This is a genomic window from Lonepinella sp. BR2271, assembly GCF_051851515.1.
Lineage (GTDB): Bacteria > Pseudomonadota > Gammaproteobacteria > Enterobacterales > Pasteurellaceae > Lonepinella.
In genome coordinates, this window is record NZ_JBPDVF010000001.1 from 292,685 (window position 1) to 310,970 (window position 18,286).

At 41.1% G+C, this 18,286-nt stretch carries 17 protein-coding genes; 11 read left to right on the plus strand and 6 right to left on the minus strand.

Annotation, left to right across the window (positions count from 1 at the left end; translation table 11 throughout):
- Positions 1–12 precede the first annotated feature (12 nt).
- From yajC to queA, 6 genes are all read right to left on the minus strand, one after another.
- Positions 13–312, minus strand: coding sequence for a preprotein translocase subunit YajC (gene yajC / locus ACTG7X_RS01375; protein WP_439256755.1), 300 nt, complete (start codon positions 310–312; stop codon positions 13–15).
- Between the two features lie 228 nt (positions 313–540).
- Entirely contained in the window at positions 541–2,313 is a 1,773-nt protein-coding gene (locus ACTG7X_RS01380) for a hypothetical protein (protein ID WP_439256756.1), read from the minus strand.
- A gap of 325 nt (positions 2,314–2,638) precedes the next feature.
- Complete coding sequence (locus ACTG7X_RS01385; RefSeq protein ID WP_439256757.1) at positions 2,639–2,878, minus strand: sulfurtransferase TusA family protein; 240 nt, start codon at positions 2,876–2,878, stop codon at positions 2,639–2,641.
- The gene (locus ACTG7X_RS01390; RefSeq protein ID WP_439256758.1) at positions 2,879–3,391 is read right to left on the minus strand and encodes a hemerythrin domain-containing protein; all 513 of its coding nucleotides are present in this window, start codon (positions 3,389–3,391) and stop codon (positions 2,879–2,881) included.
- Positions 3,384–4,535, minus strand: coding sequence for a tRNA guanosine(34) transglycosylase Tgt (tgt, locus tag ACTG7X_RS01395; protein ID WP_439256759.1), 1,152 nt, complete (start codon positions 4,533–4,535; stop codon positions 3,384–3,386). Before tgt ends, ACTG7X_RS01390 begins: the two co-directional genes overlap by 8 nt.
- A gap of 629 nt (positions 4,536–5,164) precedes the next feature.
- The gene (queA, locus tag ACTG7X_RS01400) at positions 5,165–6,256 is read right to left on the minus strand and encodes a tRNA preQ1(34) S-adenosylmethionine ribosyltransferase-isomerase QueA (RefSeq protein ID WP_439256760.1); all 1,092 of its coding nucleotides are present in this window, start codon (positions 6,254–6,256) and stop codon (positions 5,165–5,167) included.
- 135 nt (positions 6,257–6,391) lie between these two features.
- Here queA and ACTG7X_RS01405 point away from each other — a divergent pair, with 135 nt between their 5' ends.
- The 11 genes from ACTG7X_RS01405 (at position 6,392) to lolE (ending at position 18,203) form a co-directional block, all read left to right on the plus strand.
- The gene (locus ACTG7X_RS01405) at positions 6,392–6,832 is read left to right on the plus strand and encodes a DNA polymerase III subunit chi (protein ID WP_439256761.1); all 441 of its coding nucleotides are present in this window, start codon (positions 6,392–6,394) and stop codon (positions 6,830–6,832) included.
- Between the two features lies 1 nt (position 6,833).
- On the plus strand, positions 6,834–7,307 hold the full coding sequence (locus ACTG7X_RS01410) for a DUF3990 domain-containing protein (protein WP_439256762.1): 474 nt from the start codon (positions 6,834–6,836) through the stop codon (positions 7,305–7,307).
- Positions 7,308–7,550, plus strand: coding sequence for a hypothetical protein (locus tag ACTG7X_RS01415; protein WP_439256763.1), 243 nt, complete (start codon positions 7,308–7,310; stop codon positions 7,548–7,550). It abuts the gene before it with no gap.
- Position 7,551: 1 nt separating this feature from the next.
- The gene (locus tag ACTG7X_RS01420) at positions 7,552–7,779 is read left to right on the plus strand and encodes a DUF3791 domain-containing protein (protein WP_439256764.1); all 228 of its coding nucleotides are present in this window, start codon (positions 7,552–7,554) and stop codon (positions 7,777–7,779) included.
- Positions 7,776–10,640: a valine--tRNA ligase gene (locus ACTG7X_RS01425; protein ID WP_439256765.1), complete on the plus strand. Its 2,865-nt coding sequence runs from the start codon at positions 7,776–7,778 to the stop codon at positions 10,638–10,640. Before ACTG7X_RS01420 ends, ACTG7X_RS01425 begins: the two co-directional genes overlap by 4 nt.
- Positions 10,641–10,693: 53 nt before the next feature.
- Entirely contained in the window at positions 10,694–11,572 is an 879-nt protein-coding gene (locus tag ACTG7X_RS01430) for a hypothetical protein (protein ID WP_439256766.1), read from the plus strand.
- 161 nt (positions 11,573–11,733) lie between these two features.
- Entirely contained in the window at positions 11,734–13,395 is a 1,662-nt protein-coding gene (locus ACTG7X_RS01435; protein WP_439256767.1) for a bifunctional metallophosphatase/5'-nucleotidase, read from the plus strand.
- Between the two features lie 187 nt (positions 13,396–13,582).
- A complete protein-coding gene (locus ACTG7X_RS01440; RefSeq protein WP_439256768.1) occupies positions 13,583–14,524 on the plus strand; it encodes a 2-hydroxyacid dehydrogenase in 942 nt (313 codons plus the stop codon).
- The gene (locus ACTG7X_RS01445) at positions 14,524–15,729 is read left to right on the plus strand and encodes a lipoprotein-releasing ABC transporter permease subunit (RefSeq protein WP_439256769.1); all 1,206 of its coding nucleotides are present in this window, start codon (positions 14,524–14,526) and stop codon (positions 15,727–15,729) included. Before ACTG7X_RS01440 ends, ACTG7X_RS01445 begins: the two co-directional genes overlap by 1 nt.
- Positions 15,730–16,280: 551 nt before the next feature.
- Complete coding sequence (gene lolD, locus ACTG7X_RS01450; protein WP_439256770.1) at positions 16,281–16,961, plus strand: lipoprotein-releasing ABC transporter ATP-binding protein LolD; 681 nt, start codon at positions 16,281–16,283, stop codon at positions 16,959–16,961.
- 3 nt (positions 16,962–16,964) lie between these two features.
- Complete coding sequence (gene lolE, locus ACTG7X_RS01455; protein WP_439256771.1) at positions 16,965–18,203, plus strand: lipoprotein-releasing ABC transporter permease subunit LolE; 1,239 nt, start codon at positions 16,965–16,967, stop codon at positions 18,201–18,203.
- Positions 18,204–18,286: the final 83 nt, after the last annotated feature.

Below are 18,286 nucleotides of genomic sequence, written 5' to 3' on the forward strand. Positions count from 1 at the left end.
TTTTTTATGAAATTAAAGAGATTTGATTGAACCTTTTGGTAACACAGCCACAATAAAGCTACGTTTAATGGTCACTTCATTGGTTGGGTTTAAGGCAATGACCACTTCATCAGAATTTTCAGATAATTTGGTAATTTTACCGATCAAGCCACCAGAAGTTAAGATTTCAGACCCTTTCGCTAAGGATTCCATTAAGGCTTTATGTTCTTTATTGCGTTTTGCTTGTGGGCGGTAAATCATAAAATAGAAGATTAAACCGAAAATCGCAAAGATAATAATCATTGACATTGGACTGCCTTGTTGTGCTTCCATGTTGTTTTCCTTTTTTGTTGATAAATAGAATAAAATTAAGGTGCATAAAATAGCATAAAATAATGAAAAATGCTATTGTTCTTTTGTTTGCTGTTTTGTTTGCAGTGTAGTCAGGGGCTTTTTTGCCCGTGCCGTGGGCATGGCGAACCGAGCAAAAAGATACCGCACCGAACAAGCGGTGCGGTATGGCCATTTTTATGTAGACATTGCTTGGCGTAAAACGCTTTTTTATACAACTTCGACGTGGATATCTGTTTCAATTTTTACGCTATGACCGCCCGCGGTGTAGGTATAATAACCATCCGCTTCAGCCCCTTTCACAAAGTTGCTGTCGAGTTTAACGGTATTGTTCGATCCCGTATCTTTAATCACTAAATCAGAACCGTTGCTCGTCACGTCGGCTAAGGTCAAATTCAAGGTGGTACCCGAACCGACCAATTTCACATTTTCAGCCGACACAATATTGGCTAAGCTAATGTCGCCATTATCTGTGGTAAACACCACGAGGTCATTGCCGCCTTTGAGATCATAGGTGAAAGTTGCAGTGCCACTAAGTGCAATGATGTCGTCGTCCTCGGTGTGTTGGTAGTATGACTTTTCGTACGTTATCTCCGTCTTTGAACCACCTCGTCCTGTAGAAAGACTTACTAAAACAGTCTTATCACGCCACTCATAGTTAGGAATAGTAGCAATTTCACTGGCATCTACAGTCAATGTTCCTTTCGTGTTAACTTCATCCAGTTGTGCGCTTGAAAGATCACCAATACTACTATTATAAAAAGCTCCTTCGTGATCATTTTCATCGTTAACAACATAATAGGCAGAACCGCCCTTGCCATAAGATACACGAAAGTTGTAATCATTTCCAAAAGTATTAACATCACCAATATAAAAAATGATTGAACCATTTTCATCTATTGTGACACTTGGTGTTTCTGCTGGGAGATATTCCAGAAGATTTTTCTCTGTGGTTTTTACAACATCCACCGAGTTATCTTGATACGTAATAATAATATCGCCACGTTGGTAATTATTCTCCGTGGTTTTTACAACATCCACCGAGTTATCTTGATACGTAATAATAGTATCGCCACGTGGGTAATCATGCTCCGTGGTTTTAACAACCCTGACGGTTTTCACATCTGGGTTGCTTGCTTTATAAGCCTCCGCTTCGGCTAGAATATGGTAGTCAATGTCTACGTTTCTCAAGTGGTTAATACGAATATCGGTTACGCCAATCGGACCAATTTCCGTATCCGGATTCGTGGTGGCCGCCATATTGAGGCCGACAACTTGCTCTGGGCTAAGGTTTTTGACTTGACCATCAGAATAGAATAAAAAGACATTGCCTTGCGCGTCAACGGAGACATTGGCAGTTGGATTCAGGGTTTCAATGGTTTCTTTTAATACTTTTAGTTCTTCTGTTGTTAAATGGTTGGTGTCATAGACTGGCACAGGCTTATTTGGTGCAACGGGCTGATGGGTCGCTTGTTCTTGCGACGAGGAATAATAATTGTTGGTATCGCCATCATTTTCTCTGGCTTCCAAGGCAAAGAACAGTGCCACCGCGGAAACCAATCCGACACCCAGCCATGCCCAAGGCAATTCCGTTGCCCAAGAAATGGCTTCATCACCTAATACATTGGTGGCTAAAACGCTTTCATTGAGGGTCGCAATGGCATAGGCGGGTTCGCCATTGGCCGGCATATAGGCATAATAATGTCCATTTTCCGCTAAACCAGCAACCAACGCAGGGGATTGATAATAGCCTTCAATAATAATATCCGTATCATTTGATCCTTGAAAACGAATATGCAAATCTTCTCCAAAGCGTTCCGTTTGAATGCTTTGTGGCGCAAGGTGAGTGCTTGGATCCTGTAATTCGTATACTGCTTTGTTGCCAGCATGCTTGATTTTTACCGCTTGCTGGGCTTGATTGGTAGGTACATAAATCGTTTGTGGGTTGCCACTCGGGCTTTTGATGATTAATTGCATTGTCATAATTGTATTCCTATCAGGTTAATAACATTAAAGGGGTGTAACAAAAAAGCCCAAAGCAAAACGCTTTAGGCAGTGAAAAGGAGATGTAAACATAAAAACGAATGTGCCAAGAAAAAAATGCCTTGACAAAAAAAGACGGATGGCTTTAGCCTTGCTTGCTTGCTTGCTTGCTTGCTTGCTTGCTTAAAGAATAAAGATAAATTGCGTTCATTTTGGGGGTCAATAGGGTTTAAAAAATTGCTTTAATTAACGCATAATTGCCTTTCCTTTTCAAGCTAAACTTTGTCCCCCTTTTACTGATCCGATAAGTTGAAATGGGAAGGATTTATCCTCGGCTCAGTTGACCTTTCCGAATGACAATTTGTGTCTCAAGTGCGGTGGATTTTTGCCAAGAAATCAACTGATAGCCTTGTTGTTGGCATAAAAGTTCAAAATCTTGCACCGCACTTTGTTCATTTAGCATTATGGTTAATATGGTGTTGTTCGGTAAATTATCCAGTGCCTTTTTCGCCATTAACAACGGCAACGGACAACCATATTGACGTAAATCTAATTGATAATCCATTTACAGCTGACGGCGAGCTGCCATCACTTTTCCCATATTTTCCAATTCAGCCTCAGAAATACAGTCTTTGCCTAAGGCAAATAACGGTTCTTCCAAGGCAATATGCACATCATAACCGGCAATAAAATTGGCAATCAATTCGGCATCAATATGATCTCGCTTATCTTGAATCAGTTCGGTTAATTGAAGAGACAACTTATGCCAGTTATCATGCAAAATAAAATGCTGACGTTCTAATTCATCAATGGTTTGTTGTGAGTGAGCGTGATATTTTGCCACCACTGGAAAAAAATCGTTTTCTTCATCATCATGATGTAACGGTGCGGCGATATTAAAATAATTTAAAATCTGCTGCACATCATTTTTGACCGCTTGATTTACCCCATTTTTTGCTAAATAATCGGGCAAAATTTTCAGTTGTGAACAGAAATTTTTCACTCGTCCATGACAAGCATATAACATCTCAATAGGCTGTTCCCAACTGACAAATTGTTGTGGTTCTAAATTAATCATGTTGTTTTTCTCTTTGTAACGGTGGCACTTCTTTGCCGATTTTAGCATAAAATTCCACCACAAAATCCTCAAAACGATCTTGTTCAATGGCGGTGCGGATTTGCTCCATTAAACGTTGATAATAACGTAAATTATGAATGGTATTCAGTCTTGCCCCCAAAATTTCACCGCACTTATCCAAATGATATAAATAGGATTTGGTGTAATGCTTGCACGTATAGCAATCACATTCAGGATCGAGCGTGGTGGTATCATCACGATATTTGGCATTACGAATTTTCACAATGCCGTTTGATACAAACAAATGCCCATTCCGTGCGTTACGCGTCGGCATGACGCAATCAAACATATCAATCCCACGACGAACACCCTCGACTAAATCTTCAGGTTTACCCACGCCCATTAAATAACGGGGTTTATCTTGTGGCAACAATGGATTGACAAATTCCAAAATACGGTGCATTTCTTCTTTTGGTTCACCGACCGCTAAACCGCCTACCGCATAACCGTCAAAGCCAATATTAACCAAACCGTCCACGGAAATTTTGCGTAATTCTTCAAAGGTTCCCCCTTGCACAATGCCAAATAACGCATTTTTGTTTTCCAATTCATCAAACCGCTGACGGCTGCGTTTCGCCCAACGTAACGACATTTCCATGGAGTTTTTGGCATAATCAAAGGTGGCGGGATAAGGTGTACATTCATCAAAAATCATCACAATATCGGATCCGAGATCGTATTGAATTTCCATGGATTTCTCAGGGGATAAAAAAATCTTTTCACCGCTGATCGGATTTTGGAAATGCACGCCTTCTTCTTTGATTTTGCGAAGTTTGCCTAAGCTGAATACTTGGAAACCACCGCTATCGGTTAAAATTGGTCTATGCCATTGCATAAAATCATGCAAATCGCCGTGTTTCCGCATGACTTCTTGCCCAGGGCGTAACCAGAGATGAAAGGTGTTACCGAGTAAAATTTCTGCACCAGTGGCACGCACTTCTTCAGGGGTCATACCCTTTACTGTGCCGTAGGTGCCGACGGGCATAAAAGCGGGGGTTTGGACGGTGAATTCACCGCTTGGGCGGTTAAACGTCATTTCGCCACGGCGGGCAGTGCCGTTTGTTTTTTTTAAGTTAAATTTCATAGTGTTCCTTTTCGAATAAACAGTTCGATGGTTTTTTTGTTTAAAATTGTTTTTTATAAAGTTGTGTTTTGTTAATATCGGGTTTCGCCACGTTCTTTACTTTTCTTTGCTTGTGCAAAGAAAAGTAACAAAAGAAACACACCCCAACTTCACCGCTTTTTTGAGCTTATTTGGTATTTTCTTTACGCTAAATTTTGAACTCGCTTCGCTCAGACATGCAAAATTTAGCTAAAAATACCAAAACGCTCAGGCGGTTCAGACGGGGCCCCAATTTTTGACCGAGCGTAACAAAAGTGCGGTTAAAAAATAGATGTTTTTTAAGCTACGGAGTAGCGTCACCATGCTTAACCTAGTACGCAAGTACTAGGTATTCCTCAATTTTTCCACCACACTTTATAATTTCTCCCATGGGGTCCCCATGTTTGCCGCCTGAAAATACTTTAATTTGTAGGAAAATGGCGTCTGTCTGAGCGTAGCGAGTTTAGCCATTTTCCGTTAAGCAAATTAAAGTATTTTCAGGAAACAAGGCAAAGTTGGGGTGTGCTTTTCTTTGCCTACTTTCTTTTGCACAAGCAAAAGAAAGTACGGTCGCCCATCGGGCGAAACCCGATTTGAACATTAAAAAAATTCTATTTTAACGTCCCAATATCATTATTCTTCGTGATAAACATCGCATCCCCATAACTAAAAAACCGATACCGATTTTCCACCGCCATCTTATACGCATTCATCACATTCTCATACCCCGCAAACGCCGACACCAACATAATCAACGTACTTTCCGGCAAATGGAAATTCGTAATCAAACTATCCACCACCCGGAATTTCTTCCCAGGGTAAATAAAAATCGACGTATCAGAAAAATACGGCACAATAATCTGCGAACAACCTTTTTCTTCTGCAAATAACGCCGCACTTTCTAATGATCGCACCGAAGTTGTCCCCACCGCAATCACACGCTTACCATTGGCTTTCGTGGCTAACACGGCATCTACCACCTCTTGTGGCACTTCCACATATTCAGCGTGCATATGATGATCTTCAATATTTTCCACCCGAACAGGCTGAAACGTCCCCGCCCCGACGTGCAACGTCACAAAGGCAAAATTGCCCCCTTTGGCCTTTAATTTTGCCAATAATTCATCATCAAAATGCAAGCCAGCAGTCGGTGCTGCCACCGCACCGGGGACTTTATTATATACCGTCTGATAACGCTCTTTGTCCGCATTTTCATCAGGACGATCAATATAAGGCGGCAACGGCATATGCCCGATTTGGTTGAGAACATCCAAAACTGCGGTGTTTTTTTCCGCAATTTCCAGTTCAAACAACGCCCCTTGACGACCGAGCATGTTCACTTGAACGCCCTGATTTTCACCCAATTTATCTTCACCCAAAATCAACACCGTGCCGTCTTTTGGTGCTTTGCTAGCTCGAACATGGGCTAAAAACGTGGTTTCACTTAACACACGTTCCACTAACACTTCCAATTTCCCCCCACTGGCTTTACGTCCAAACATGCGAGCAGGGATAACCCGAGTATTGTTAAAAACTAACAGATCGCCAGCGTTGACTAAATCCAATACATCCGCAAAAGTGCGGTGCGAAATTTCCCCATTTTCACCGTTTAATTGCAATAAACGGCTAGCCGTACGGTTTGGGGTGGGGTAACGAGCAATTAGCTCATCAGGTAAATCAAAATAAAAATCGGATACCAGCATAACTCAAATAAGATATTGTTGAAATGTGCGATAGTCTATTGCGATTTTCCACGAAGTACAAGTAAAAACCTTTATTTATTAGCATTTTTTCGTTAGAATTAGACGTTTAATTCCAATGTAAAAACAAGATTGCCAATGCCGAAAATCGCTAAATTTTATCTCATCAAACCGACGTTATCGCCAAATACCCTGTCAGGCGAGATGGCGTTAGCTTGTGATTTATCCGCTCAATTATGGCGACAAGGACAACGTGTATTGATTGCTTGTGAAACCGAACAACAAGCCTTAGATTTAGACGAAGCCTTATGGGCAAGAGATCCCGAGCAATTTGTACCGCACAATTTATCGGGCGAAGTAACCAATTTCGCCACCCCGATCGAAATTAGCTGGATCGGCAAACGCAATGCCCAACGGCGAGATGTGTTGATTAATTTACAACAAACGGTTCCCGATTATGTGTCTGCTTTTAATCAAGTGATTGATTTTGTGCCAGTGGACGAAGAACACAAAGCCTTAGCCCGAGAACGGTATAAACAATATCGGCAGATGGGGTGGCAGATGGAGATGGTGGAGTAAAATGAAACTTTATCACGGCAGCAACCTAGCAATCCAAAACCCCGAAATCATTACAAGCTCTCGAACTTTAGATTTTGGCGCTGGATTTTATGTAACGTCTAGTTTTAGTCAAGCTAAACGTTGGTCGGAAATTGTGGTAAAACGCAGAAGAGAAGGCATTGCAACTGTTAGTATTTATGAGTTTGATGAAAAAGCCTTTGCAGAATTAGCCGTGTTAAAATTTGAACAAGCAGATGAGTATTGGTTAGATTTTGTAGTCGCAAATCGTAAACAGCAGCCTATTGCAGAAAAATACGATTTAGTGATTGGTGCAGTGGCGAATGATGCCACTTTGCCTGTGATTGATGATTATATGGACGGCAGATATACCAAAGCCGAAGCAGTGGCTCGTTTATTACCACAAAATTTGACGGATCAATATGCGTTTTTAACCGCAAAAGCCTTAAGCTATTTGCAATTTGAACGGAGCGAATAAATGAAAGTCGAAGCACGAACCCTAGATTTTTTCGATCGCCACGTTACTAAACTGATGATCGACAAATACGGCTTTGCCGAAATGGAAGCAATCCGTGCCTTTTTGCAATCGGAAACCTATCAAATGTTGATTGATAGTGAATTAGAATTATATAAATTAGGCCCTTATGCGTTATTTGATTTATGGGAAAGCGAAAAAATAACGGGCGATCCACGCAATTCGGTTTATATTCGGGCGAATTAAAATGAGTAAAGAAAGCGAATTTTTTATCTATTTGTTAGAACGTTATGCGGAATATAAAAATCAGTCCGCTGATGTTGTTTTAAAACAATGGGATAATTTAGGTTTAACGCAGTTTATTTATGATATGTACGAAATGTATCATTGCGAACGGTTGCAAAATGCGTTTGATGATATTGATGAATTAATGATTGAAAAACAAAATTTAAACAAAGAGAAAACAACCAAATGAAACAAAACCTTCAAATGGCAGACCGCTTTGAGCCGTCTGCGGTAGAACAAGCCTTATATCGCCACTGGGAAGAACAAGGGTATTTTAAACCGAGCGAAGATGAGAGCAAACCCGGCTACTGTATCGCTATTCCGCCGCCGAATGTAACGGGCTCACTCCATATGGGACACGCTTTCCAGCAAACGTTAATGGATACGCTAATCCGTTTTAACCGTATGGAAGGCAATAATACGCTGTGGCAAACGGGTACTGACCACGCAGGGATTGCGACTCAAATGGTGGTGGAACGCAAGATTGCAGCGGAAGAAGGCAAAACTCGCCACGATTATGGGCGTGAAGCCTTTATCAACAAAATTTGGGATTGGAAAGCCTATTCGGGCGGCACGATTAGCCAACAAATGCGTCGTTTGGGTAACTCGATCGACTGGGATCGTGAGCGTTTTACGATGGACGATGGCTTGTCTAATGCGGTGAAAGAAGTATTCGTTCGCTTGCACGAAGAAGGGCTGATTTATCGTGGCAAACGCCTTGTGAACTGGGATCCGAAATTGCACACCGCCATTTCTGATTTGGAAGTGGAAAACAAAGAGAGCAAAGGCTCGCTTTGGCATTTCCGCTATCCGTTAGCGAACGGTGCGAAAACCGCTGAAGGCAAGGATTATTTGGTGGTGGCGACCACTCGCCCTGAAACCGTACTCGGCGATACGGCGGTGGCGGTTCACCCTGAAGACGAACGTTATCAATCGCTTATCGGTAAATCGGTAATTCTGCCGTTAGCGAATCGTGAAATCCCTATTGTGGCGGACGATTATGTGGATCGTGAGTTCGGTACAGGTTGCGTGAAGATTACGCCCGCCCACGATTTCAACGACTACGAAGTGGGCAAACGCCATAATTTGCCGATGGTCAATGTGATGACTTTGAATGCCGATATTCGTGAGATCGCGGAAATTGTCGGCTCAGACGGTAAAATTTTAGAAAATTACACCGCGGTTATTCCTGCCGATTATCAAGGTTTAGAGCGTTTTGCGGCTCGCAAAAAAATAGTGGCGGATTTTGAAGCTCTCGGACTTTTAGAAGAGATCAAACCGCACGATCTCAAAGTGCCTTATGGCGACCGTGGTGGCGTGCCGATTGAGCCAATGCTGACCGATCAGTGGTATGTGAGCGTAAAACCGCTTGCGGAAGTGGCGACTAAAGCCGTTGAAGATGGCGAAATTCAATTCGTGCCGAAACAGTATGAAAACCTGTATTTCTCATGGATGCGTGATATTCAGGACTGGTGTATTTCTCGCCAACTTTGGTGGGGACACCGCATTCCTGCGTGGTATGACGAAGCGGGCAACGTGTATGTAGCACGCAATGAAGAAGAAGTGCGGGCGAAACATAATCTGCCTGCGGATCTTGCTTTAAAACAAGATGAAGACGTGCTAGATACGTGGTTCTCATCGGGCTTGTGGACGTTCTCAACCCTTGGCTGGCCTGAGCAAACCAAAGAATTGCGTATGTATCACCCAACAGACGTGCTGATTACGGGCTTTGACATCATTTTCTTCTGGGTTGCACGAATGATTATGTTCACAATGCACTTTATCAAAGACGAAAATGGCAAGCCACAAGTGCCGTTCAAAACCGTGTACGTTACGGGCTTGATTCGTGATGAAAATGGGCAAAAAATGTCCAAATCGAAAGGCAACGTGCTTGACCCGATCGATATGATTGATGGCATTTCGCTCGAAGATTTGCTTGAAAAACGCACGGGCAATATGATGCAGCCGCAACTGGCGGAAAAAATTGCCAAAGCGACCAAAAAAGAGTTTGCAGACGGCATTGCCCCACACGGCACAGACGCATTGCGTTTCACTTTGGCAGCTCTCGCAAGCAACGGTCGCGACATTAACTGGGATATGAAACGCCTTGAAGGCTACCGCAATTTCTGCAACAAATTGTGGAACGGTAGCCGTTTTGTTCTAACCAACGATAAACTCGATTTATCCGCTGGCGAAACCGAATTAAGCGTAGCGGATCGCTGGATTATTTCCACGTTTAACCGCACCGTGAACGAGTTCCGCACCGCTTTAAGTCAATACCGCTTTGACTTGGCAGCGAACGCCATTTACGACTTCACTTGGAATCAGTTCTGCGACTGGTATTTGGAACTCACCAAACCTGTGTTTGCCAACGGCACGGACGCTCAAAAACGTGGAGCAAGCCAAACCTTAGTGAACGTGCTTGAGCAACTACTTCGCCTAGCTCACCCGATTATGCCATTTATCACCGAAGAAATTTGGCAGAAAGTAAAAGGCTTTGCAGGGGTAACAGGCGAAACCATTATGTTGCAACCGTTTCCGAAAGCAGACGATGCCAAACTTGACGCACAAGCAGAAAAAGAGATTGAGTTCTTAAAAGAAATCATCGTTGCCGTGCGTAATATCCGTGCCGAAAGTAACATCGCCCCGAGTAAAGGGTTGGATTTATTGCTCAGAAATGTGGACACAGAAAATGGCAAAACCTTGCAAAAAAATGACCGCACTTTGAAAGCCTTAGCTAAATTAGATGATGTGAAAGTGCTTACGGACGGCGAAAAAGCCCCATTATCGGTTACAAAACTAGTCGGCAAAACCGAATTGCTCGTACCGATGGCAGGCTTTATCAACAAAGAAGTCGAACTCGCCCGTCTTGCCAAAGAGATTGAAAAACTCAACGGCGAAGTCTTACGCATTGAAGCCAAACTTTCTAACGAAGCCTTTGTGGCAAAAGCGCCTGAGCAAGTGATTGCGAAAGAAAGGGAGAAAATGCAAGGGTATCAAGAGGGTATTGCGAAGTTGGTGAGCCAGCAAGCAGAAATTGAATCCCTTTAATTGATCAATATCCTCTTGAATAAGGGGATATTTTTATATTAGGAAATGATGTTATGAAAGATATTTATTTTTTAACTATTAGTCGAGAAAATACAGTTCTGTCGCCCCAACCGCATTTAATGTTGTGTGGCGAGAATATTTCATTCTTAAATCCCATTTTGAAAAATTCTACATTCATAGAACAATCAGAAGACTTTTTTAATATGAAAGTGACTTTTTTTAAAGGAAGTCGATTTTCTCAAACATTAGAAAGTAAAGTGCTTTGTTCAGAAACTCAGTTATTTGGCAATAAAAATCAGTTACCTGAATGTAAATATCCTTGCTTGGGTAGAGTGGTGATTGCAACTGAAATTAAACAGCTCGATGGAGAATTGATTAAGAATATTTCTTGGTTTATTCGAGGATCTGAAACATTAAAACCTGAAAGTTTAAAAGAATTACCTAATGAATGGCGGATTATTGATGGTCGTGGCATGGCTTTATTAGAAAAATATCCACAAAGTTTGAAACAATCTTGTCGTCAGCTCTTTTTGGTTATGTTGGGGTTAGCTTATTATTATGCTTTGCAACAAATTAATGAAGAGCTTTCTTATGTTTTGTCAAAATCAGACAATACGAGCGAATTAGATCAACTTTATTCTGATGCGTCAATATTTAATGCCAGTTATTATTTTTATAATCCCATTGAATTTTCTCGTTATGCAACTTTTCGAACTTGGCAAGATGTGCGAGAAGCCTATCATCTTGAACAAAAAAACAAAGAAATTACCTCTCAATTAGCTCAAGTGCATCAAATTTTAAGCTATACCGAGCAGAAAAATGAACAAATATTAGACAAATCAAGAAATAAAAAAATCGCATGGTTTGGGGGGATTATATCTGCACTAGGCTTAGTTGAGGTGATTGATGTGATAAAAAATTGGTTAAGCTAGCGCTTTAAATATTTAAGCGAAAGAATGTTATTGTCCAAAACCCGTAATTATTATTTGATGAAAGTTGTTGGAAAGAGACTATAACAAAATTTGTATAACAGCTTGTTTTTTATATAGTAACTAAAAAATGAGCTATTTAATCTCTATTTATAAGGATAACCATGAGAAAACTACTTTCAACATTATTTATACTGTCAGCAACCAGTGTGGCAGTGGCAAAAGAAGTGAATATTAAATTTTTAGGTACATCAGATGTACATGGGCGTATTGTGCCGTGGTCTTATGGGGCAGATGTTGCGGATAAATCTGGCTCCTATGCACAAATTTCAACCTATGTAAACGAGGTGCGTAAACATAACAAAAATGTTGTATTGGTTGATATTGGTGATGCCATTCAAGATAACCAAGTGGAAACCTTTGCTAAAACGGAGCAATATTACAAAGATAATCCCGTACCCAAAGTATTGAATGCAATGAAGTATGATTTTTTTGTTTTAGGAAATCATGAATTTAATTTTGGGATGACGGCGTTAGATGAAACTCTGAAAGATATTGAGGCCAAAATTCTCACCGCAAATTTCTATTATCAAGATGGAAAGCGCTATGTTGAACCCTATGCAATTATTGAGAAAGAGGGCGTAAAATTAGGGATTCTTGGCTTAACAACACCGATGTCAGCAACCTTTGAAAAAGATTCGGGGCATTTGGATAAGATGAAATTTAGTTCCCCGACGGAAGAGGCTAAAACGCAAATTGCAGAATTAAAAAAACAGGGCGTTGATGTGATTATCGTTCTTGCTCATATGGGGATTGAAAATGAAAATAATATTCCTGATACAGGTGTTGCTGATCTTGTGAATAATGTCGAGGGGATTGATGTAATTATTGCAGGGCATATGCACAAAAATGTGCCAGCAGAAACCATTAAAAATACGCTAATTACTGAACCGCATCGTTATGGTACGGTCGTGTCAGAAGTGGATTTAGCATTTGATGTGGCGGATGATGGCAAAGTGAAATTACTGAGCAAAGCAGCCAAAACCGTTCCTGTTAAAGCACTTGAGGCGGATCCGAAGATTGAGCAAATTTATCAACCTTACCACGATGAATTACGCCGTTTAAATAATGTTAAGATTGGCGAAGTGGCGAACGATATGATCCCACAAGGAAAAGATCACGGTGTATCGATTGCATTTGCTCGAGATACTGGCATGTCATCTTTTATTACCGATGTAGAAAAACATTACAGCCAAGCCGATGTCGTTTCGTTCGCTTATGATTATGAAACGGTACGTTTAGATAAGGGCGATATTAAGAAAAAAGATATCATCTATAATTACCGTTATGCGGGGGGCGATGTGACCGTATATGAAGTCACAGGTAAACAGTTAAAACAATATATGAATTGGTCTGCGGATTACTTTGATACGATTCAAGCTGGCGATAAAGATTACCGTTATAATGACGTGCGCGGTAAATCAAAATACGTGACCTTTGATATTTTTGGTGGTGTGAAATACCATGTTGATTTACGTCAACCAAGTGGTGAAAAAATCACGAACTTAACCTTTGCTGATGGTAAAGCGATTACGGATGACGCCAAAATTAAGTTAGGGATGAATTCCTATCGCTATGGTCAGTTGATTAAACAGGGCGGTATCTGGGCAGGGCAACAAATCCCTGTACTTTGGGAATCTAAAGTCGCTATGGGGGCAGAGGCTGGTACCATTCAAAATATGATGATTGATTATATTCAGAACGTGAAACAGGGCAAAATTGACGGTGTATCACATAATTATTGGAAATTAGTCGGATTGGATTAGACTATCATGCAGAAAATGTCGCTTTATCTGGTGAGGAAAAGCGACATTTTATTTGTTATGCCCAAATTATACTATTTGTTCAAAGAAAGGCGCTATAAAATAACGATTAACAACTACAATTCCCCCCTAAAAACTGATAGAATCCATTCCATCTACGGCTTTTTGTTAAATGTATATGGAGTATTCTATGAAAATCGTTTTTCTTGACAGCACTGCATTACCAAAACACATTCCCATTCCACGTCCTAATTTTGAACATCAATGGGTCGAATTTGAACACACTTCTGCTGAACAAGTGTTAGAGCGTGCGGCAGATGCGGACATTGTGATTACCAGTAAAGTGGTGTTTAGCCGTGAAATCATGGCTCAATTACCTCAATTAAAACTCATTGCATTAACCGCTACTGGTACAGATAATATTGACAAAGTCGCAGCGAAAGAATTCGGTATTGCTGTAAAAAATGTTGCGGGTTATTCAGCGGTGACCGTGCCAGAACATGTACTAGGCTTTATTTTTAGCCTAAAACATAGTTTACATTTGTGGTATAAAGATCAGTTGCAAGGTAAATGGACGGAGAGCAAACAATTCTGCTATTTTGATCATCCTGTGCAAGATGTACGTGGTTCAACTTTAGGCGTATTTGGTAAAGGTTCGCTGGGTTCAGAAGTGGGGCGATTAGCCACGGCTTTGGGCATGAACGTGCTTTATGCGGAACATAAAAACGCCACTCAATGCCGTGAGGGTTACACGCCTTTTTATGATGTGTTAGCACAAGCCGATGTGTTAACCTTGCATTGCCCATTGACTCCCGAAACGAAAAATCTTATTAATGCGGAAACCCTTTCTCATTGTAAAAAAGGGGCGTTGTTAATTAATACTGGACGTGGTCCATTAATTGATGAACAAGCAGTGGTGGATGCGTTAAAAAGCGGGCAACTTGGTGGCGTGGCCATTGATGTGTTAGGTAAAGAACCAGCCGCCAAAGACAACCCACTAATTATAGCGAGTCAGACTTTGCCGAATATTATTATCACCCCACATATCGCTTGGGCATCGGATCAAGCGGTTGAGATTTTGGTGGATAAAGTGCGGTTAAATTTAGAAGAATTTGTGAGAACAGGCAAATAATGAACTTGGGTATTTCAGCGTTTATTGCCTTACGTTACTGGCGAGCCAAAAGTGCGGATCGTTTTGGACGATTAGTGACTAACCTTGCCAGTAGTGGTATTGTGCTTGGCGTGATGGCGTTGATTATTGTTTTATCGGTGATGAACGGATTAGAACAACATCAAAAACGCCAAGTTTTATCCAGCTTACCCCATGCTATTGTGATGAAAAAAAATGGGCATTTTTCCACTGCACAATTTCAATCGGAATTGCCTGATTTAAGCCAACAGAATGTAATCAATGGTGTGACGCTGATTAATAGCACGAAAGCCATTTATCAAACGGCAAACGGTGTCAGTGCTGGTCAAGTGATTGGGGTGAAACAGCCGAGTGATGATCATTTATTAGATTATTTAGATCAAGGCAAATTAGATCATTTATTACCAACCGGTGAATTTAAATTAATTATTGGTTCACAATTAGCCCAAAAATTAGATGTGCAAGTGGGTGATAAAATTCGCCTAATGTTAACAGAAAATAGCCAATATACGCCTTTAGGTCGAATCCCTATGCAACGCTTGTTCACCGTGAGTGAGATTTATTTTGCCACGAATGAGGCATCGGGTTATGAAACCTTTGCAAACTTAGCGGATATTGGGCGTTTAATGCGAATTAAACCTGAAAACGCACAAGGCGTACGATTATTTCTGCAAGATCCTTTTCAAATCACTGAACTTACCCAAATTTTCCCCGAAGATCAATGGCAAATTGACGATTGGCGAAGTCAAAAAGGCGAATTTTTTCAAGCGGTACGCATGGAAAAAAACATGATGGGCTTATTAATTAGCTTAATCATCGTGGTGGCGGTGAGCAATATTATTACCTCATTGAGTTTAATGGTGGTGGATAAACAGGGTGAAATTGCAATTTTACAAACCCAAGGCTTAACTAAAAAACAAGTGCGGTGGATTTTTATTCTACAAGGTTTTTTTGTGGGATTAGTGGGAACCTTGATCGGTGCCGTGTTAGGCGTGTTGATCACGCTGTATTTAGGCGATATTGTGAATGCCATTAATCCTGTGGGTATTTATTTACCGACCGAGATTAATCTATGGCAGATTGCGGTGATTGTGGTGTTTTCGTTGGGATTGTCGTTGGTATCGACGGTTTATCCGGCGTATCGGGCGAGTAGAGTCGAGCCTGCCGAGGCTCTGCGGCATGAATAATCGGTTTCGCCGATGGCGACCGTACTTTCTTTTGCTTGTGCAAAAGAAAGTAGGCAAAGAAAAGCACACCCCAACTTCACCGCTTTTCTTTGCTCGTTTGGCATTTTCTTCACGCTAAATTTTGAACTCGCTTCGCTCAGACATGCAAAATTTAGCTAAAAATGCCAAGTCGCAAAGGCGGTTCAGATGGGGCCCCGATTTTTTAACCGAGCATGATTAAAAGTGTGGTGTATTTATGAAAAGTTTTAATTTTTTCACCGCACTTGGTTTTGTTAATTATGGGGGCCCCGTCTTTGCCGCCTGAAAATCATTAAATTTGTAGGAAAAGTTGTACTGTTTGAGCGAAGCGAGTTTACAACTTTTCCGTTAAGCAAATTTAATGATTTTCAGGAAACAAGGCAAAATCGGGGTGTGCTTTCTTTTTGCTTACTTTTGCTTTGCACAAGCAAAGAAAAAGTAAGTCGCCCATCGGGCGAAACCCGATTTAAATAAAATAATCAATTTAAACTAAAAAATAATTTAAACTAAAAAACTTAACAAAGAACATAAAAATGACAACAGAATTATTAACCTGCAAAAACATCACCAAACATTACCACGATGGCGAAACCAAAACCCAAGTCCTCAATGACATCAATTTCGTCCTCAACGAAAAAGAATTGGTCGCCATTGTCGGCTCGTCAGGTTCGGGCAAAAGTACCCTGCTTCATACCCTCGGCGGACTGGATCAACCGACCACAGGCGAAGTGTTTATCAAAGGGCAATCGCTACAAAAAGCAAGTAGCGATGAATTAGCCAAATTACGTAATCAATATCTCGGTTTTGTGTATCAATTTCATCATTTAATGGCGGATTTCACCGCACTTGAAAATGTGATGATGCCAATGTTAATCGGCAATCAAAACAAAACCGAAGCCAAAGATCGGGCGGAAAAGATCTTAAAATCTGTTGGACTTTCGCACCGCATTTCTCACAAACCGTCAGCCTTATCAGGTGGTGAACGTCAGCGTGTGGCGATTGCAAGGGCGTTAGTCAATAATCCAGCGTTGGTATTGGCGGACGAACCAACAGGGAATTTAGACCGAGCTACCACCGAAAGTATTTTTGAGTTAATTCAACGACTTAATCAAGAACAGGGCATCGCCTTTTTATTGGTCACGCACGATTTGCATTTGGCAGAAAAATTACAACGTCGCATGATTATGCAAGACGGCGTATTGCGAGCGGAGTAGGCGATGAATACCGCATTCTTAATTAGTTGGCGTTACCAACGAGCCAAGCAAAAAAATCATTTGGTTTCCCTGATTGCATTTTTCTCTACACTCGGCATTGCATTGGGCGTGGCGGTATTGATCGTGGGATTGAGTGCCATGAATGGGTTTGAGCGAGAACTGAATAACCGTATTTTAGCCGTTGTTCCTCATGCTGAAATTATATCGGCGGAAAATCAGCCCATAACTGACAAACAACAATTAGTCAGCACCTTGCAACAAGTACCCAATATTCAAGGTGTATCGCCTTTTGTCAGTTTTACTGCTTTAGTAGAAAATGGGGCAAAAATGAAAGTGGTGCAAGTGAAAGGGGTGGACAAAACAGCACAAGATACGGTCAGCCGATTAGGGGATTTTGTTCTTGATCAGGCATGGCAATCGTTCTCTAATCATTCAGGCTTAGTATTAGGCTACGGCATTGCCAAAGAGTTAGAGGTACAAACAGGCGATTGGGTAACGTTGCTGATTTCGCAAAATAACGGTGAAGACATGGCACAACCAAGTCGTGAGCGGATTCAGGTGTCGGGAATTTTACGTTTAGACGGTCAACTTGATCATAGTTATGCCCTCATGCCGTTAGCCCAAGCACAACAATATTTAGACTACAATGCCAATCAAATTTCAGGTGTCGATCTGAAAGTGGCGGATCCGTTTAACATGAATAGCTTGGATTTTTCTGCGTTAAACAGCTATCCACAATTACTCAATTTACAAACTTGGGTGAGCAAATTCGGCTATATGTACCGTGATATTCAACTGATCCGTACCATAATGTATATTGCCATGGTGCTAGTGATTGGGGTAGCTTGCTTTAATATTATTTCCACGCTGATCATGGCAGTGAAAGACAAAGCGGGCGATATTGCGATTATGCGAACATTAGGGGCAAACAACGCCTTTATTAAACGCATTTTTGTCTGGTATGGCTTACAAGCAGGCATGAAAGGCTGTTTAATCGGCATTGTGTTAGGGGTATTTTTAGCCTTAAATTTAACCGCACTTATTCAAGGTTTAGAAAGTCTGATTGGACGAAAATTATTATCTGACGGCATTTACTTTGTGGATTTCTTACCAACAGAATTACATTGGCAAGATGTGCTATTCGTGTTGGTTTCTGCATTATTATTGAGTTTATTGGCAAGTCTTTACCCAGCCAATCGAGCTGCAAAATTACAACCTGCTCAAGTATTAAGCAGTTATTAAAATAATTGCATTGTACTAGTTTACTAGTGCAGAAATTGATGCTACATTAACAGCATGTTTACACGGAAAGTGTTTTATTGATT

Excerpts from the sequence above, each read along its gene's own strand:
- yajC (WP_439256755.1), bottom strand. The coding sequence starts at position 312 with ATGGAAGCACAACAAGGCAGTCCAATGTCAATGATTATTATCTTTGCG.
- ACTG7X_RS01380 (WP_439256756.1), bottom strand. The coding sequence starts at position 2,313 with ATGACAATGCAATTAATCATCAAAAGCCCGAGTGGCAACCCACAAACG.
- ACTG7X_RS01385 (WP_439256757.1), bottom strand. The coding sequence starts at position 2,878 with ATGGATTATCAATTAGATTTACGTCAATATGGTTGTCCGTTGCCGTTG.
- ACTG7X_RS01390 (WP_439256758.1), bottom strand. The coding sequence starts at position 3,391 with ATGATTAATTTAGAACCACAACAATTTGTCAGTTGGGAACAGCCTATT.
- tgt (WP_439256759.1), bottom strand. The coding sequence starts at position 4,535 with ATGAAATTTAACTTAAAAAAAACAAACGGCACTGCCCGCCGTGGCGAA.
- queA (WP_439256760.1), bottom strand. The coding sequence starts at position 6,256 with ATGCTGGTATCCGATTTTTATTTTGATTTACCTGATGAGCTAATTGCT.
- ACTG7X_RS01405 (WP_439256761.1), top strand. The coding sequence starts at position 6,392 with ATGCCGAAAATCGCTAAATTTTATCTCATCAAACCGACGTTATCGCCA.
- ACTG7X_RS01410 (WP_439256762.1), top strand. The coding sequence starts at position 6,834 with ATGAAACTTTATCACGGCAGCAACCTAGCAATCCAAAACCCCGAAATC.
- ACTG7X_RS01415 (WP_439256763.1), top strand. The coding sequence starts at position 7,308 with ATGAAAGTCGAAGCACGAACCCTAGATTTTTTCGATCGCCACGTTACT.
- ACTG7X_RS01420 (WP_439256764.1), top strand. The coding sequence starts at position 7,552 with ATGAGTAAAGAAAGCGAATTTTTTATCTATTTGTTAGAACGTTATGCG.
- ACTG7X_RS01425 (WP_439256765.1), top strand. The coding sequence starts at position 7,776 with ATGAAACAAAACCTTCAAATGGCAGACCGCTTTGAGCCGTCTGCGGTA.
- ACTG7X_RS01430 (WP_439256766.1), top strand. The coding sequence starts at position 10,694 with ATGAAAGATATTTATTTTTTAACTATTAGTCGAGAAAATACAGTTCTG.
- ACTG7X_RS01435 (WP_439256767.1), top strand. The coding sequence starts at position 11,734 with ATGAGAAAACTACTTTCAACATTATTTATACTGTCAGCAACCAGTGTG.
- ACTG7X_RS01440 (WP_439256768.1), top strand. The coding sequence starts at position 13,583 with ATGAAAATCGTTTTTCTTGACAGCACTGCATTACCAAAACACATTCCC.
- ACTG7X_RS01445 (WP_439256769.1), top strand. The coding sequence starts at position 14,524 with ATGAACTTGGGTATTTCAGCGTTTATTGCCTTACGTTACTGGCGAGCC.
- lolD (WP_439256770.1), top strand. The coding sequence starts at position 16,281 with ATGACAACAGAATTATTAACCTGCAAAAACATCACCAAACATTACCAC.
- lolE (WP_439256771.1), top strand. The coding sequence starts at position 16,965 with ATGAATACCGCATTCTTAATTAGTTGGCGTTACCAACGAGCCAAGCAA.